The sequence below is a fragment of the Thermogemmatispora aurantia genome (genome assembly GCF_008974285.1).
Taxonomy (GTDB): Bacteria; Chloroflexota; Ktedonobacteria; order Ktedonobacterales; family Ktedonobacteraceae; genus Thermogemmatispora; species Thermogemmatispora aurantia.
Window position 1 is genome coordinate 119642 of sequence record NZ_BKZV01000009.1, and the last position, 15814, is coordinate 135455.

Below are 15814 nucleotides of genomic sequence, written 5' to 3' on the forward strand. Positions count from 1 at the left end.
TTGCTTCTCGACAGCGCCGGCTGGTGTAGCGTATCATGAGGCCGTGGCCGAGAGCGATCCTGTCCTGTCCGGCCCGGCCCTGCCCTGGGCGCTGCTCCTGACGGGGGAGCGGGGGTCTGTCTGGCGAGAGGCGCGCAGGGGCTGGACTGCTCGGCCAGGTTGCTACATTGGAGAGGAAGCGAAAGCGAGTCATGTTCATTGTTGATGCGCATCAAGACATTGCCTACAATGCTCTGGAGTGGGGGCGTGATCTGCGGCGGTCGGTGGCCGAGACGCGGGCGCTGGAGGCACGCGAGCACCCCGATTACTGTCGCGAGGATGCCCAGGGGGGCATCTGCATGGTGGGCTTGCCGGAGCTGCGTCGTGGCGGCGTCGCTATTGTCTTCGGTACCCTCTTCGCCTATCCCCTGGTGGGGGTGGGTAAAGGCGTCAATCCGCGCTATCGGCTCACCCAGAGCTATCGTGATCCAGATGGAGCCTGGCGGGTGGCGCGTGAGCAACTGGACTACTATCGCCGGCTAGCGCAGGAGGCCGGTGTCTGGTTGCTGCTCACTCAGGAGGATCTGGAGCGCTTCATTGGGGCCTGGTCGCAGAGTAATGGGGCTGATCCGCAGCGTCCCTTTGGTATTGTGCCGTTGATGGAGGGGGCCGATGCGGTGCGCCGGCCCGAGGAGGCGGAGGACTGGTTTGCGGCGGGTCTGCGTGTGTTGGGTCTGGCCTGGGCGCATGGCTCGCGCTACTGCGGCGGCAATGGGCGTCCTGGCCCTTTGACGCCGGAAGGGCGCCGCCTCTTGCACCACATGCAGCGCGTCGGGCTGGTGCTCGATACCAGCCATCTGGCCGAAGAGAGCTTCTGGCAGGCCCTGGAGCATTTTGGCGGGACGGTCATTGCCAGCCATAGCAACTGCCGCGCTTTGGTCGATAGCCCGCGCCATCTCAGCGATGCCATGATTCGCGCTATTGCGGAGCGCGGCGGCGTCATTGGCATTGCGCCGATCAATCCGTTCCTCTACGCGCACTGGAAGCGCAGCCAGCCTTTTGCGGTCTCGCTGCGCCGCGTGGTGGAGCATATCGATCATGTCTGTCAGTTGACGGGCAGTGCCAACCATGTGGGGATCGGCAGCGATCTCGATGGTGGCTTTGGGCGCGATGAGACGCCGGAGGAGCTGGAGACGGTGGCCGATTTTCCTCGCCTGGCGGAGGCCCTGGCGGCGGCTGGCTATGCCCAGGAGGATGTTGTGCGCATTATGGGCGGCAACTGGCTGCGCTTGCTGGAGCGCGTCTTGCCACGGGCTGCTGATCCTCAGTTGCAGCCCGCTGATAAAGGGTAATGCTGATGGATCTGATACAGGAGAGACTTTGATGGGTCATCCGTTCGTGCCAGATGAAGAGCGTCTGAGGCGCTTTCAAGATTGGGGCCTGGTCAGGTACTACCATTTGCGCCCTCCTTATCCGCCGGAGACCTTTGTCATCCTCAACGAGTTGATGGTGGATGAGCCGCGCGTGGTGCTTGATCTGGGCTGCGGCATTGGGAATATCGCTCGCCCGCTGGCAGCCCTGGCCACGGTGGAGCGCGTCGATGCGGTCGATGTCTCGCTGGCGATGTTGGAGCGGGCCAGAGAGTTGCCGGGCGGCACTGCGCCGACGATTCACTGGATTCATGGGCGGGCGGAAGATGTGACTTTGAGGCCGCCCTATGCGCTGGTGACGGCGGGCATGTGCCTCCATTGGATGGATTGGGGCCAGGTCCTGCCTCGTCTGGCGCGGGTGCTGACGCCGCGGGGCCTGCTGGCTATTCTCAATGTGCGGCAGTCTTTGCCCTGGCAGCAGGAGTATCAGCAGATCCGCCGGCGTTTCGCCAGTCAGCCGTCCAGGCCGGAGCGGCCTCTGGTGGCTGAGATGGAGCAGCACGGGCTATTTCGTCTGCTTGGCGAGCGCCAGACGGCCCCGCTGTTGATGCAGCAGACGATCGAGGATCATATTGCTGCTCAGTATGCCTACAGTTCACTGGCGGGGCTGGATAGCGAGCAGCGGGCTGACTTTGAGCGGGAGATGCGGGAGCTGCTGACGCCCTTTGCGCGGGATGGTGTGCTGAGCTTCGAGGTGGTCGCTACGATCACCTGGGGCCGCCCCTGCGACTCCGCGGGCTGAGCTGCCTTTCTCCAGAGGGAGGAGTTACAAAAATCTCACAATCTGGTAGAAAGCGGTAGAGATTTTTGCAAAATTTGCCACCGCCCTGCCTTCCACGCTATCATATGACATGGCGCAGAGGCAAGGACCTCCTCGCCTCATCCTCACAAGAAAGGACTCCTTTTTTCAGGATAGCGTTCTATGCAGACCGAACAAGAGCATTACTCGCAGGTGGAAGGCGCGGGGCCGGCAGCGGGGCCGGCGGCCTCGACGGGGCTGGCTCGCTTCCTGGCGGCCTGTCGCAGAGAGCAGCCGGACGCGACCCCGGTCTGGTTTATGCGTCAGGCCGGGCGCTGCCTCGCCGAGTACCGTGAGCTGCGCAAGCGCTACGATATCCTCACGATGGCCAAGACGCCCGAGCTATGTGCCCAGGTGACGCTGATGCCGGTCGAGCAGCTCGGGGTTGATGCGGCGGTCCTCTATGCCGACATTATGCTGCCGATGGAGGGCATGGGGGTCTCGCTGGAGATCCAGCCGGAGATTGGCCCCATTATTCATCATCCGATTCGGACGCTGAGCGATGTGGCGGCCCTGCAGGTGCGCGAGCCGGAGGAGGCCACGCCCTTTGTCCTGGAGGCGGTGCGCCTGGTGCGGCGCGAGCTGGAGGGGAAGAAGGCGGTGATCGGCTTCTCGGGAGCGCCCTTTACGCTGGCCTGTTATTTGATCGAGGGGCGCCCGTCGCGCGACTATACCCAGGCCAAGGCGGTGATGTATGGGCAGCCGGCTCTCTGGCATGCCTTGATGGAGAAGCTGACCGAGGTGGTGACACGCTACCTGCTCGGGCAGATCCGCGCCGGGGTGACGGCGGTTCAGCTCTTCGATAGCTGGGTGGGCGCGCTTGGGCCAGAGGCCTATCGACGCTATGTGCTCCCGTACAGCCAGCGCATCTTTGCGGCGGTCAGGGAGACGGGGACGCCGAGCATTCATTTCGGGACGGGCAACGCCGCGCTCTTGGAGCTGCTGGCCGAGGCGGGGGGCGATGTGATCAGCGTGGACTGGCGGGTCAATCTTGATGCGGCCTGGGAGCGCATTGGCTACGAGCGTGGTATCCAGGGCAATCTTGATCCGGTGCTGCTCCTGGCGCCCTGGGAGATTCTTGAAGAGGGGGCGCGCGACGTGCTGCGTCGGGCCGCTGGCCGGCCTGGTCACATTTTTAATCTGGGGCATGGTGTGCCGGCGGAGGCCGATCCCTCTGTACTGCGCCGGCTCGTCGATTTCGTGCATGAGGAGACGCGTCGCCGCTGACGACGACCTGACCTGGCCGACCCGGACGCTGCTGCCTGGGGGCAGACGTGCAGCGGCTCACTTCCCACTGGCCACGCTCCTGGTTTCGCGGTCGGCAGTTGGCAGGTGAGTGAGCGCTGCGGCCAGTGGACGCTCAAGGCTCCTGACTGTCTGGGGCCGGCACTGGGTGATGAGAGAGCTGAGACTGATCTCAAGAGAAGAGTGAGGGATAGACTGCGATGGAGAGCGTCAAGCGTGTCGGCGTGGTCTTGATGACCTATGGTTCGCCGGCCACTCTCGATGATGTTGAGACCTATATGACGAATGTGCGTGGAGGGCGCAGGCCCGAGCCGGAGCTGGTTGAGGAGTTTCGGCGCCGCTACGAGCTGATCGGGGGCTCGCCGCTGATTCGCATTACGCAGCAGCAGGCGGCGGCCCTGGAGGAGGAGCTGAATCGGCGTCATCCGGCGGGGCCGCGCTTCCAGGTGGTGGCGGGGATGCGCTTCTCGCCGCCGTTTGTGGCCGAGGTGGTGCCCGAGGCGGCGGCAGAGGCTCAGGCGCTGATCGGCCTGATTATGTCGCCGCAGTATTCGCCGATTATCATGGGGGGCTATATTAAGGCGCTCACAGAGGCGGCGGCGCGCCTGGGGCGCTCCGATCTGCTGGTGAAGGTGGCTGAGGACTGGCATCTGCAGCCCGATTTTATCGAGGCGCTGGCGGGGCGGGTGCGCCAGGCGCTGGATCGCTTCCCGCCGGAGGTGCGGGCGCGGGTGCCGGTGCTCTTTACGGCCCATAGTATGCCGAAGCGCGTGGTGGATGGGGAGCCGGGCTACATTGCGGCCCTCAAGGAGACGGCGGCGGCGGTGGCCGAGCGGGTGGGACTGCCTGCGGAGCGCTGGCTCTTCTGCTACCAGAGCGCCGGCCATACGCCGGAGGAGTGGCTGAAGCCGGATTTTGCCGATGTGATGCCGGAGCTGAAGGCGGCGGGCCATACGCATGTTTTGATGGCGCCGGTGCAGTTTCTGGCCGATCATCTGGAGATCCTCTACGATATCGATGTGGGGGCGCGGGAGCAGGCTGAGCAGGCCGGGCTGCAGTTTGCGCGTATCGAGTCTCTGAATGTAGAGCCACACTTTATTGCGGCGCTGGCGTCGGTGGTAGAGGAGACATTGCAGGCGGCGCTGGCTGAGCGGCCCTCGACGTCTCGGGTGGGCTGAGTCGAGTCGGTGTGGCTGTTCTGGCTGCGCCGGGTCGTCGGATCGGGACCAGGCTGGGCGACTGCGTCGGGCTGGCCTGATTGCTGGCCGGCTGGCCTGACGCTTTGCTGGCGTGGCGCTCCGGCTTGACCCGGCTCCGGCTGGCTGTCTTGTCGTTCAAGCGCCCAGAGGCTCGTTGCTGGCGTTTGCAGCCCCGCCTCCTCTGGCGGCTCGCCCTTGCTGTGCTGATAGGGCGGAGATCCGCGTGGCTGGCGGGGAGCAGCATCTGCTGATGATGGGCCGCTGAGAGAGGGCAGGAAGGGCGATGGGATGAGACGGCTGGTGCGTAGCCGCTTCCCATCGCCCCCCTGCTCAAGGGATAGAGAGGTCCAGGGACGAGATCACCCGCGGAATCGAAAAGGAAAGGAATGAACAATCTGCTAGGAGCTGGCGGCCTGACCCGCTGGCTCGCTCTCCTGACTGGCCATGCTCTCCGCCGCCAGGAAATACTGGCCCTCGACCAGGCTGCCGTCGGGACGGACATGGATGAGGCCGCGATAGTGGCCATGAACGAGGGTCAGGCCCGTGGGCAAAGGCTGCAAGGCCCGCAATTTGACCCACGGAGCTAACTGGCGCAGCCACTCCTGGGCCAGGGCCTGCGCCTCTTCTTCATCGGTGGCATAGAAGAGATAGAGCAGGTCCGAGGTGGCTCCGGCGCTGCTGGCCAGCAGCCAGAGCGTCTTCGACCCTTCCGGCTCATCCTCGCCGGAGGCGCCGCTCGCCTGCAGCGCCGGCAGCGGCTCCGTATCTCCACCGGCGCCGTCGCTCACCACCAACCCGGTACCAGCCTGCTCCTGCTCCAGGAGGCCGGCCTCCGTCCAGGACGGAGCTACCTCTGTCACTGACAACGCCTCCGCCGGCGCTGCTCCCTGACTCTGACTGGCTGCCCGCTCCGGTAGCAGGCTCTCGCCGCGCTCAAAGACCTCAAAGACGAGCTTCAGCGCCTGCTCCGGCCCCACCAGTTCGCAGAGCCGCTGGTGACAACGCTCCATGTTGCGCATCCGCGCCTCGATGAAGGCATGCTTCGACCAGCCGCTCGCCGGCGCGTAGAGCGCCCGCCGCCCGGCGATGTACTCATCTTCCAGCCGCTTGCGCAGCTCTGCGACTTCACTTCCCATCTCTATAGCTTCTCCTTTCTCTTCTTCTCCTTCTCTCGACCTGGCCTGGCCTGGCCCGGCTTGCTTCGCCTCGCCTTGCCTCGCCTGTCACTCGCCGCCCCTTGCGGGCTGCTCACTGTTTCCAGTTCCAGCTCTTAGTATAGAACATCTTTGAGATTTTTGCAATGCTTAGGGATAACTAGGAATGAAGAGAAATGATTAGAAAGGAATAGGCAAGCAAACGGTAACGCTTGTTTTAAAGCGGCTTCGTGGCCTATACTTAGTGAGATATAGAGAGTGCACAAGAGTGCAGAGAGCGGAATGATAATGCATGTCCGTGCATGTAGTCACGGGGTCCATAAGGGACGAACAGGGCCTTAGCTAGCTATGAGAAGGGATATGGTAAGGGAGAAGATGCCCCAATCCTGGGGCTTGAGCTGAGGGTTCCCTGTATTATTTCGGAACACACGCTGTCTGCCTGTCATGATGAGAGGCTCTCTGCATTGCCTGTAAAATCACCCGTGGATACGAGGGACTTTCTCAGCCCGCATTCTTACTGTCTCAAGAGATAGAGGGTCACACACATGTGCGAAGGGTTAATGACTGCAAAAGAGGCTGCCGATTACATGCGTGTGAGTGTGCGCACCATCCGCGATTGGGTAAAGAAGGGCCTTATTCCTGTGGTGCCTGTAGGCGCCCAAGAGTATCGCTTTACGAAGAAAGACCTGGATCACTACATTGAGACACAGCGGCAGATTTGGCAACCGCGTAGCCGTCGCAGCAGAGGCCCGAAGGAAAAAGGCAACGGCAGCACTCGCGAGAAACAAGATGCTTGAAGGCTGCCTGGTCATCTGACCAGCTTTTCTCACCACTCGCCGTAGCGGTAGGCGGTTTCCTCATCGATCAGGGTGCGCTCTGTCTCGTCGAGGGCGAAGAGGTCGTAGACGGCCTGGTTGAGGGCCGTTTCCAGGCGGACGATCTCGGCGGTGAGCTGTTCGATCTCCTGGCGACGCTCGGAGAGCAGGGCCTCCCAGTCGTCGCGCTCTTTGAGGGGGATGTCGCGCTTGAAGCTGCGGCGCAGCTCTTCGCGGAAGGCGTCGAACGAGAGCGTCCACCACTCGCTGAGGCGCTCGCTCAGCTTCTGCTGGCCGGCGCCCAGGTCCCTGATGATGCGCTGAGTGGTGCGGCGCCGCAGGCTATAGCGCCGCCGCGCGACCTCGGTGAGCTGGCGGGCCAGGGTGCCGATTCTCTGCCGCTGCTCCTCGCTCAGCTCGGGAATGGGCAGATGCTCCATGTATTGGGTGAAGAGGCGGTACAGCAGGGCGCCACGGCGCTCTGCCAGAGGTTGCGAGGTATTTATGATAATGAACCAGATAAAGCGCGAATTAAGGATACCCAAAAGATCATATCTGTCTGAAGGAATAAAATAGCCTGTGTTAGTGGTGTAGAGTCCCGCTTCTCCCCAGCTAAAGCGTGGTTGCCGGCAGATGTCAGGCCAGAAGATTTTCGTGGTCTCGAACGCATCATAGTAATCGCAGGGGCGCAGCTCCCACCAGAATTGACCTTTATCGTGTCGTTTCCGGGCGGCCTCAGCAAACGGCTCCAGGTGGGCGGCCAGGTGCGGATAGCGTCCGGCAAACTCCTGCCAGGCCACAGCCTCGCCCTCCTCGGCCCTGGGGAAGGTCGCGCGCGTCCAGCCACTGGGGAGGCAGATCAGCCAGCGGCCCTCATCCTCCTGATACCAGGGGCGCAGATCCTCGCCGCGCACCAGCGGCTTGAGGAGGGCCGCGCTGTCCGGGTCGGCCTGCAGCAGGCGCTCGCGCGTCGCCGTATCCACAATGAAAGCCTCGTTCAGCCCCGTCTTAATACCATAGTAGATACGTCCGGCCACCACCTCCTTGAGCGGGCGCCCCTGGGCCAGCAGGCGCCCGAAGAGGCGGCGCGAGGCATCGCTGCGCAGTTGCCAGCCGCTATCGGGCTGATCGCCGATCGTCACCGCAAAGCGCCGCTCCTCCAGGCGGCGGGCGAAGTCCCTGATCCCCTCGCTGCGCGAGAAGACCGCCACCTGGGCCTGGCTGTCCGGCGTCGGCGGCGCCTTGCGCACGATCTGGATGGCCGGGCTGAGGTCCGGGGCATCGGCGAAGATGCGCGTATTGCCCAGATCGATCAGCTCCTCGACCGTCATCTGCGTCCGCAGGAGATGGCGCAGGGCCGTCGCATAATTGGCCCGCAGCCAGCTATTGCTACTGATATAAGCCAGGCGGCCCCCCGGGCGCAGCAGGCGCAGGCCCTGCTCAAAGAAATAGACAAAGAGATCGGCCTGCCCGTGGTAGACGGCGTAATGCTCCTGAAAGAACGGCTTATCCTCGGCCAGCTTCTCCTGGCGCACATAGGGCGGATTGCCGATCACCACATCAAAGCCGGCCCGTTCGCCGAGCGGGCGACCATCGGGGGAGAAAAAGACCTCGGGAAACTCCAGCTCCCAATGGAAGAAGAGGCGCTGTCGGCGCAGGGCCTCCGCCGCATCCAGCAAGCGCAGAGCCTGCCGCTCATAGAGGGAGGCCTCCGGCTTCCCCACCGCGTAGGCCGTCACCCAGCCCCACCAGCCTTCTTCGACCTCCACCCCATAGAAGAGGGCCGTCGCCAGATCCAGCACCCCCTGATACTTCGCCGTAAAATGGCTATGCAAGCGCGCGTAAGCCTCCTCCTGGCGGCGCACCTCGGCCAGCGAGCGCCCTTCCGTCCCCTCGATCTCGCTCACCCACTGCAGGGCCGCCCCCAGATCGTCGCGGAAGGTCGCATCTTCCAGCAGCACCAACTGCAGCGGTGCCGGCGTCTCCTCCGGCACCTCCCCATTCGATCCCGTCCCATCGCCGCCGTCCGCGCGTGCCCGCCCCTGCGCCGTCGGAGCCGACGCGCCCCGGGCATTGCCAGCGCGAGCGCGGCCCCGGCGCCCATTGGAGCCAGGCCCTGTCTCCGCCGCCGTCGTCGAGCGTCCGGCCAGCGGATGGCGTCCCGCCGCCGCCTCGGCCAGCCACGACCCCACCAGCGCATTGCCCGGGCGCAGATGGTGATCCAGAAAGCTCAGCGGATACTCGCGGGCCGCCGTCGCCAGCCAGAGCGACAGCTTCGCCAGCTCCACCGCCAACGGATTGGCATCCACCCCATAGAGGCACTGCTGCACCACGCGCCGCTTCCAATAGACCACATCCGTCTCGCCCGTCCTCTCCTCTGGCACAGCCCCCAGCTCCACCAGCGAGCGCGCCAGAAACTCCAGCGCCTCCACCAGAAAGTGGCCGCTGCCCATCGCCGGATCAAGCACATTGATCCCCAGCACCCGCGCAATGCGCTCCTCCTGCGAGCGTGCCCCGCGCAGCGCCTCAGCGAGGACCGGCTGCAGCGTGCGCTCCACCATATACTTGACCACAAAATCCGGCGTATAGTAGCTGCCCGTCAGCTTCCGCTGGCCGCTATCGGTCACCAGATAGACCTCGCCCGGCTCATAGCGGCGGGCGACGGCGCGGCCATTAACCTGAGAGAGCGGCACCACCTCGCTCGTCGCCTGCAGCTCGGCCATCGGCTCCTCCGCCACATAGAGCGTATACTCCAGCAGCCCCTCATAGATCGTCCCCAGGTGGCGCTCCGACAGATCGCGGTAATCGATCGGCACCTTGCGGCTGCGATCGTGCGGATCGGGCGCATAGGCCAGCAGCTCCAGGGCCTGACAGAGGGCCTCATCGCCGACCGCAAACTGCTCCAGGAACGGCGCCTTCTGCGGATCAAAGAGGCCGCCATCGAAGACACTGACCCCCATCAAGCGATTGCCCGCATGCAGGCTCTCGAAGAGCGTCCTCAAATGGGCCCAGACCAGGGCCACGTTTGGTAGCGCCGTCTTCTCCTGCAGCAAGCGCGAAACCTGCTCTGCCAGCTTCCGCAGGCTGAAGCGCTTACTATAGATCGTCCCGCTCTCCATCGGCAGCAACTGGCGGGCCTCCGCATAGAACAGAAAGAGCAGGCGATAGAGCAGGATCAGCGCATGCTCATAGACCAGGCGGCGATTCTCTGGGGTAGGAGCCAGCTCATTGCGCGGGAACTGGAAGAGGCCCTGAGCGATCAGGCGCAGCGCATCGTAGACCTGCTCGCGCAGATTCTCGCGCACGCGCTGGACTGACTCGCCGCTGGCCGTCAGCAAGCGATCCAACGAGAGCGGATCGGCGGGATGGAAAGCCGCGGGTCGGAAGAAGGCATAGAAATAGAGGAACTGCGCAGGGTCGGCGTTCTCCAGCAGCTCGGGCAGATCGACCTCGTAGAAGACATCCAGCTTGTGGGCGGTTGAGCGGTGATAGAGTCGCCACTTGCGGCCATTGGTCAGCAGCCCCCAACTCAGGCCGCTGTGGAGCAAATAAAAGAAGATCTGCCAGGAAGGATTTTTATTCGAGAAAGCCTCTGAAGCTGAGCGGGCCATCTGATCGAGGGGGCGGTCCCAATGCTTGGCATCGCCGACGGCCAGCGCCCCGCGCTCGGAGGCATGTTCATCGAGAGGGAGGCCCTGGCAGGCCACGCGCTCCGCCTCCGAAGCGAAGAAGACATAATCGGGTTTCTGCGTGCCGCCGGGCACCTGCAGCGACGGCTGCACCGTAAAGACGTGGCCCAGCGTCTCCAGCACCGGCTGAATCCACTCATGTTCCGTCTGAGCCTCATTGGCCGTCTTCTGCAAAGGGCGGAAGCGCTCGTAGAGGCGGCGCAGCTCCTCCTGCACGCGCTGGGCCCTGGGGATCAGCGCCTGCCACTCGGACTGAGTAGGAAGCACCTCATCGAGGAAATAGTCGGAAAAGAGGCGTTGATTATTATGGCGAGCGATCAGCGGCAACTGCCTTGTCTCGGGCACCTGACCAGACCCCCTCTTGCTCAGAACTGGCGACGGAGAGGCCGCAACGCCGACCAGCGCAGGCTTACAGCTTAGTACGTTACTATAGCACAACAGAAGCGCGGAGGCAAGAAGCCGGCGCCGTCTGGTGGCGCTCGCGCAACGGGACCAGCGGACCTGGAGCAGTTGTCAGCGCTGCTCCGGGGGCAGAGCGCTCTCGGGCTTCTTCCAGAGGAGAACTCATCTCCCATAGGCACATCTCGCAATGCGCGAGGAAACCTTCCTTGACAGGGAAGAGATGATCATCTATAAAAGCGGTAGCGATGGGAGCCGATCCTGGCTCCTGGTGTCACCGCCACAGCCGGCGAGCAACGGCGGGGCAGAGGCAGACGAGCAGACGGGTTGTTTATTCGAGAGAAAGGAGAGCCGAGATGGCCGGATGGCCAGGCCGGCGATTGGGCAACTACGAACTGGTGCAGCTGGTGGGGCGGGGGGGCTTTGCGGAGGTGTATCTGGGCCGTCATGTGTACCTGGGTACCGTGGCGGCAGTGAAGCTGATCCGGGGCAGCCTGGAGAGATGGGAGGAGGTGGAGCAATTCAAGCGGGAGGCGCAGTTGATTGCAGAGCTGAGGCACCCGCACATTGTGAGGCTGCTCGAGTTTGGCTTTGAGGAGGGACGGCCATTTCTGGTGCTGGACTATGCGCCGGGGGGAACGCTACGCCAGCGGCATCCGCGGGGGACGTGGGTGGAGCTGGGGCAAGTGGTGGCGTATGTGAAGCAGGTGGCAGAGGCCTTACAGTATGCGCATGAGAGGAAGGTAGTGCATCGGGATGTGAAGCCGGAGAACATGCTGGTGGGGGAGCAAGGCGAGGTGCTGCTGGGCGACTTTGGGGTGGCGCTGCTGGTGCAGAGTACGCGGGGGACGACGAGAGAGGAGCTGGTGGGGACGGTGCCCTATCTGGCGCCGGAGCAGGTGGAGGGGAGGGTAGGGCCGAAGAGCGATCAGTATGCGCTGGGGGTATGTGTGTACGAGTGGCTGAGTGGGGAGCCGCCGTTTCGGGGGAGCTGGAAGGAAGTGCTGGCGCAGAAGGTGGGGCGGGAGCCGCCGGGCTTGCGGGAGCGGGGGGTCGAGGTAGGAGAGGAGCTGGAGGAGGTGGTGAGGAAGGCGCTGGCGAGGGAGCCGGAGCAGCGATATGGGACGGTGAAGGAGTGGGCGGAGGCGCTGGAGGAGGCGGTGAGGAGGGAGGAAAAGAGAAGGGTGATCGCGATGGTCGAGCAGACGGAGCCGGTAGGGCCGGGGGTTCCGAGCATGGGGGGCAGGAAGATCGCGCGGCGCTGGCTGCTGGCGGGGGTGAGCCTACCGCTGGTGGGAGGGCTGAGCTGGCTGGCCTGGAGGAGCTGGTCGGAGCAGGAGAGCTTTTCTCCTGGGCAGACCTTGCTGACGTATCGGGAGCATAGTGGGTGGGTGAACGCGGTGGCGTGGGCGCCGGATGGGAAGCGACTGGCCTCGGGGTCTGCTGATGGGACGGTGCGGGTGTGGGAGGCGGACACGGGGAAGCAACTGCTGACGTATCAAGAGCATAGCGGTATAGTACTGTCAGTGGCGTGGGCGCCGGATGGGAGGCGGCTGGCTTCGGGGGGTGAAGATGGGACGGTGCAGGTGTGGGAGGCGGACACGGGGAAGCAACTGCTGACGTATCAAGAGCATAGCGAGTGGGTGAACGCGGTGGCGTGGGCGCCGGATGGGAAGCGACTGGCCTCGGGGTCTACTGATGAGACAGTGCAGGTGTGGGAGGCGGACACGGGGAAGCAACTGCTGACGTATCAAGAGCATAGCGATATTGTATGGTCAGTGGCGTGGGCGCTGGATGGGAGGCGGCTGGCCTCGGGGTCTGATGATGAGACGGTGCAGGTATGGGAGGCGGACACGGGGAAGCAACTGCTGACGTATGAGGGGCATAGCAATGGTGTATGGTCAGTGGCGTGGGCGCCGGATGGGAAGCGACTGGCCTCGGGGGGTGAAGATGGGACGGTGCAGGTGTGGGAGGCGGACACAGGGAAGCGGCTGCTGACGTATCGGGGGCATAGCGACGTGGTGACAGCGGTGGCATGGGCGCCGGATGGGAAGCGGCTGGCCTCGGGGTCTCGTGATGGGACGGTGCAGGTGTGGAGCGCCCCGTAGGGTGGCGGGACTGCGTAGGCCTGGGCGCTTTACCTGGCTTGCCGAAGCGTATACCAATGGCATTCCTCTCAAGCGGCCTTTGATGCCCTGGAGCAGCGAGCGCCAGGGCCGTATTGTTGTCGCTGCCCACTGATCTCGTGTCGCTCGTCTTCCACCGCATGCCAGTCGCTCCCGACACGGCCATCGTTCCCCCCAGGCTCAACTGTGCAGCAGCGTCTCGATCGTCTCCTTAAGCTGGCGATAGACATTATCGAGATGTTCCGGGATCACCTTCACATCGGCGATCACTGGCATAAAATTCGTATCGCCGAGCCAGCGCGGCACCACATGCAAATGCATATGTTCGGCGAAGCCGGCGCCGGCCACCTTCCCCTCATTGATCCCCAGATTGAAGCCATCGGGGGCCATCAGCTTGCGCAGCGCGCGCAGAGCCAGCTGTGCCTGAGCCATCAGCTCGCCGAGCGTCTCCGCCTCCAGCTCCGTGATGCTGGGCACGTGGCGGTAAGGAGCGATCATCAAGTGGCCGTTATTGTACGGATAGAGATTGAGCATCATAAAGCAGCGCTCGCCGCGGTAGACGATATGGTTGCGAGCGTCGTCGTGGGCGGCGGGCTTGCTACAAAAGATGCACTCATCGGACTTCGCCTGTTGGTCCTTGGGCGTGATATAGGCCATGCGCCAGGGAGCCCATAAATTTTCCATGCGCGCAGATCTCCTTGCTGAATCGGGATAAGAAAGAGCAGGGCAAGGGCAGTGCAGGCGGCACATGAGTTGCACCGGCTTGCCTGGGCGAAGACGAGTATAGCAGGAGGAAAAGAGGAAGGTCAATCTATCTGTCGGGAGCTCAAGTCATGGGGTGGGCGCGAGCGGGGCGAGGTCAGGCATTGCCCTCGCAGTGCTCCCCCTCGCCGCAGGCAGAGGTTGCCGCCGTCTCCGCCGCTGCAGGCGCGGACGAAGATGTGGGACACGGCAACTCGATCCACTGCTCGGCCCAGGCGTGGATGGCATCGATCACCGGCTGCAGCGCGCGGCCCTTCTCTGTCAGCTGGTATTCAACGCGCACCGGAATCTGCGGATAGACGACGCGCTCAACGAGGCCCTCCTGCTCCAACTCGCGCAGGCGTTCGGAGAGCACGCGGTCCGAGAGGCCGCCGACGGTGGCGGTCAGCTCGCAGAAGCGGCGCGGGCCGTCAAGCAACGAAGCAATCAGCAGGCCAGTCCAGCGCTTGCCGAGGATCTGCATTGCGTGCTCGTAGCGGGGGCAGAGCCGGCTACTCTGCTTCTGCTGCTGTTGCTGCTGTTGCTGAGATCGTGAAGAGGTTGAGGACGACGCTGAGGGCGCCGACTCGTGTGGTTTGGCCATGCTTCTCGTATACGTTTTTACTCTTCTCGCCGGCCAGCTCGCAGTGGGCAGCCTCATCTTCTTGCTGTCGGCACTCTGGCGGCGATCCAGCGTCACAAAGGTCATACTCTCCGCACCTAACAGTATAACATTGTCTTCCTGCTGAGGCAAGGCCGGGCTGCTGAGTAGCAACTGAAGGAGCGTGGGTGGGCCGCTCTGGGGGGCGCGGACTGCTCCAGCGGAGCCGACTCTCCCAGTTATTCCGGCCCGACGAGTTGCCAGGGAAGCATCTGCGGCAAAGCCTGTGTCCGTTGCCTGAGCAGCTGCTCGAAGAAGCTGCTGTAGAAAGCCTCGGCGAACTCGGGGTCGAGATGGCTGGCCTGTTCATAATCAGAGCGCGCTTGCTGAAGCTGGCCGAGCTGCGCCTGCAGAAGGGCGCGGTAGTAGTAAGCGCCGGCCCACTGGGGCTTGAGGCGGAGAGCGGCATTGAAATCGGCAATGGCCTGCTCGTAGTGGCCGAGCAGCGAGGAGAGGAGGCCGCGGTTGAAGTAGGCAGCGGCCAGGTCAGGCTTGAGGCGGATGGCCTCGCTGAAATCGGCGAGGGCCTCCTGGAGTTGCTTGAAATGCGGGCGCAGGGTGCCGCGGTTGTTATACGCGACGGCGCTGCTGGGATTGAGGCGGATGGCCTCGTTGTAGATGGCGAGGGCTTGCTGTCGGTTGCCCTGGACAAGGGATTGCTCTGCCTGCTGAAGGAGAGCCAGGCTTTGCTGGTGAGCGTCGAGCGTGGTCGAGAGGCTGGTGCCGACAGCCCGCAGCAGAGCGGCAGTGAAGGCTGTGACAGAAGGGAAGCGTTCGTCAGGCTGTTTGGCCAGAGCGTGCAAGAGCACCTGCTCCACAGCAGGATCAACCTCGGGCGCGCGTGGGCGCAGAGGTGGGGGCGCTGCCTGCAGATGCTGACCGGCCAACTCGACAAAGGTACCGCGGAAGGGCGGTTCTCCACAGAGCCACTCATAGATGATGACGGCGAGAGCGTACTGATCGCTGGCGCGCTGTGGGTGGCCCAGGAACTGCTCGGGGGCCATGTAGGTAGGGGTGCCGGCGACCCCGGTAGTGCTGGAGAGGGAGGTGGCAAAGCTGGAAGCCAGCAGAGCGATACCGAAGTCGCTGAGCAGGAGGCGGTCGTGGGCGTCGAGCAGGAGATTATCGGGCTTGAGGTCGCGGTGGATGATGCCGGCGTCGTGGGCATATTGGAGAGCAGAAGTGATCTGCGCGACATAGGTGAGGACGGTGGACAGAGGCAGGCGGGAGCCGCGGGGATGGCGCAGGCGGAGGGAGCCGCCGGGAGCGTAGGCCATGACGAGGAAGGGGAGGGAGCGCTGAGGATCGAGGCCGAGGTCGAGCAGGGGGACGATGTGGGGATGGCGCAGGCGCAGGGAAGTGCGGGCCTCGTTGAGGAAAGCCTGCAGGTCCTGAGCGTTGAGCCGGAAGGAGGTCAGGAGCTTGAGGGCCACCTGAGCGGGCGGGGTCTGGCTGTGATCTTCGGCCAGGTAGACCTGGCCGAAGGAGCCGGAACCGAGGAGGCGGAGCAGATGGTAGCGATCGAGGCGCTGGCCAGAGAGATCCAGAAGCATTGAGCTGCTCCTTTCCAGGACTTC

General features: G+C 63.9%; 12 protein-coding genes. 7 read left to right on the plus strand and 5 right to left on the minus strand.

From position 1 onward, the window contains the following. The first annotated feature begins 191 nt into the window (after positions 1–191). The 4 genes from KTAU_RS20490 (at position 192) to hemH (ending at position 4631) form a co-directional block, all read left to right on the plus strand. On the plus strand, positions 192–1331 hold the full coding sequence (locus KTAU_RS20490) for a dipeptidase (protein ID WP_151730095.1): 1140 nt from the start codon (positions 192–194) through the stop codon (positions 1329–1331). Between the two features lie 31 nt (positions 1332–1362). Then, on the plus strand, positions 1363–2151 hold the full coding sequence (locus KTAU_RS20495; protein WP_170293460.1) for a class I SAM-dependent methyltransferase: 789 nt from the start codon (positions 1363–1365) through the stop codon (positions 2149–2151). Between the two features lie 180 nt (positions 2152–2331). Beyond that, positions 2332–3435, plus strand: a complete 1104-nt coding sequence (gene hemE / locus KTAU_RS20500; protein WP_151730097.1) for a uroporphyrinogen decarboxylase — start codon at positions 2332–2334, stop codon at positions 3433–3435. A 218-nt stretch (positions 3436–3653) separates the two neighbouring features. Further along, positions 3654–4631 carry a ferrochelatase gene (hemH, locus tag KTAU_RS20505; protein ID WP_151730098.1) on the plus strand — a complete coding sequence of 326 codons (978 nt, stop codon included), beginning with the start codon at positions 3654–3656 and terminating at the stop codon, positions 4629–4631. Positions 4632–5050: 419 nt separating this feature from the next. On the opposite strand, the gene KTAU_RS20510 is transcribed toward hemH, so the two are convergent. Then, positions 5051–5788: a hypothetical protein gene (locus KTAU_RS20510; RefSeq protein WP_151730099.1), complete on the minus strand. Its 738-nt coding sequence runs from the start codon at positions 5786–5788 to the stop codon at positions 5051–5053. A gap of 578 nt (positions 5789–6366) precedes the next feature. Here KTAU_RS20510 and KTAU_RS20515 point away from each other — a divergent pair. Further along, a complete protein-coding gene (locus tag KTAU_RS20515) occupies positions 6367–6603 on the plus strand; it encodes a helix-turn-helix domain-containing protein (RefSeq protein WP_228026569.1) in 237 nt (78 codons plus the stop codon). Positions 6604–6632: 29 nt separating this feature from the next. On the opposite strand, the gene KTAU_RS20520 is transcribed toward KTAU_RS20515, so the two are convergent. Then, positions 6633–10655, minus strand: a complete 4023-nt coding sequence (locus tag KTAU_RS20520) for an Eco57I restriction-modification methylase domain-containing protein (RefSeq protein WP_151730101.1) — start codon at positions 10653–10655, stop codon at positions 6633–6635. A 410-nt stretch (positions 10656–11065) separates the two neighbouring features. Here KTAU_RS20520 and KTAU_RS20525 point away from each other — a divergent pair, with 410 nt between their 5' ends. Together KTAU_RS20525 and KTAU_RS22245 are read left to right on the plus strand one after the other, a co-directional pair. After that, positions 11066–12817: a WD40 repeat domain-containing serine/threonine protein kinase gene (locus KTAU_RS20525; RefSeq protein WP_170293462.1), complete on the plus strand. Its 1752-nt coding sequence runs from the start codon at positions 11066–11068 to the stop codon at positions 12815–12817. Position 12818: 1 nt separating this feature from the next. Then, positions 12819–12950 carry a hypothetical protein gene (locus KTAU_RS22245; protein WP_265576363.1) on the plus strand — a complete coding sequence of 44 codons (132 nt, stop codon included), beginning with the start codon at positions 12819–12821 and terminating at the stop codon, positions 12948–12950. A 65-nt stretch (positions 12951–13015) separates the two neighbouring features. Here the strand turns inward: KTAU_RS22245 and KTAU_RS20530 are convergent, their stop codons facing one another. From KTAU_RS20530 to KTAU_RS20540, 3 genes are all read right to left on the minus strand, one after another. Then, positions 13016–13519: an HIT family protein gene (locus tag KTAU_RS20530; protein WP_151730103.1), complete on the minus strand. Its 504-nt coding sequence runs from the start codon at positions 13517–13519 to the stop codon at positions 13016–13018. Between the two features lie 175 nt (positions 13520–13694). After that, on the minus strand, positions 13695–14180 hold the full coding sequence (locus tag KTAU_RS22275) for a winged helix-turn-helix transcriptional regulator (RefSeq protein WP_151730104.1): 486 nt from the start codon (positions 14178–14180) through the stop codon (positions 13695–13697). A gap of 236 nt (positions 14181–14416) precedes the next feature. Continuing rightward, positions 14417–15790 (minus strand): serine/threonine-protein kinase, encoded by a 1374-nt coding sequence (locus tag KTAU_RS20540; protein WP_170293463.1) that lies wholly within the window; start codon positions 15788–15790, stop codon positions 14417–14419. Positions 15791–15814: the final 24 nt, after the last annotated feature.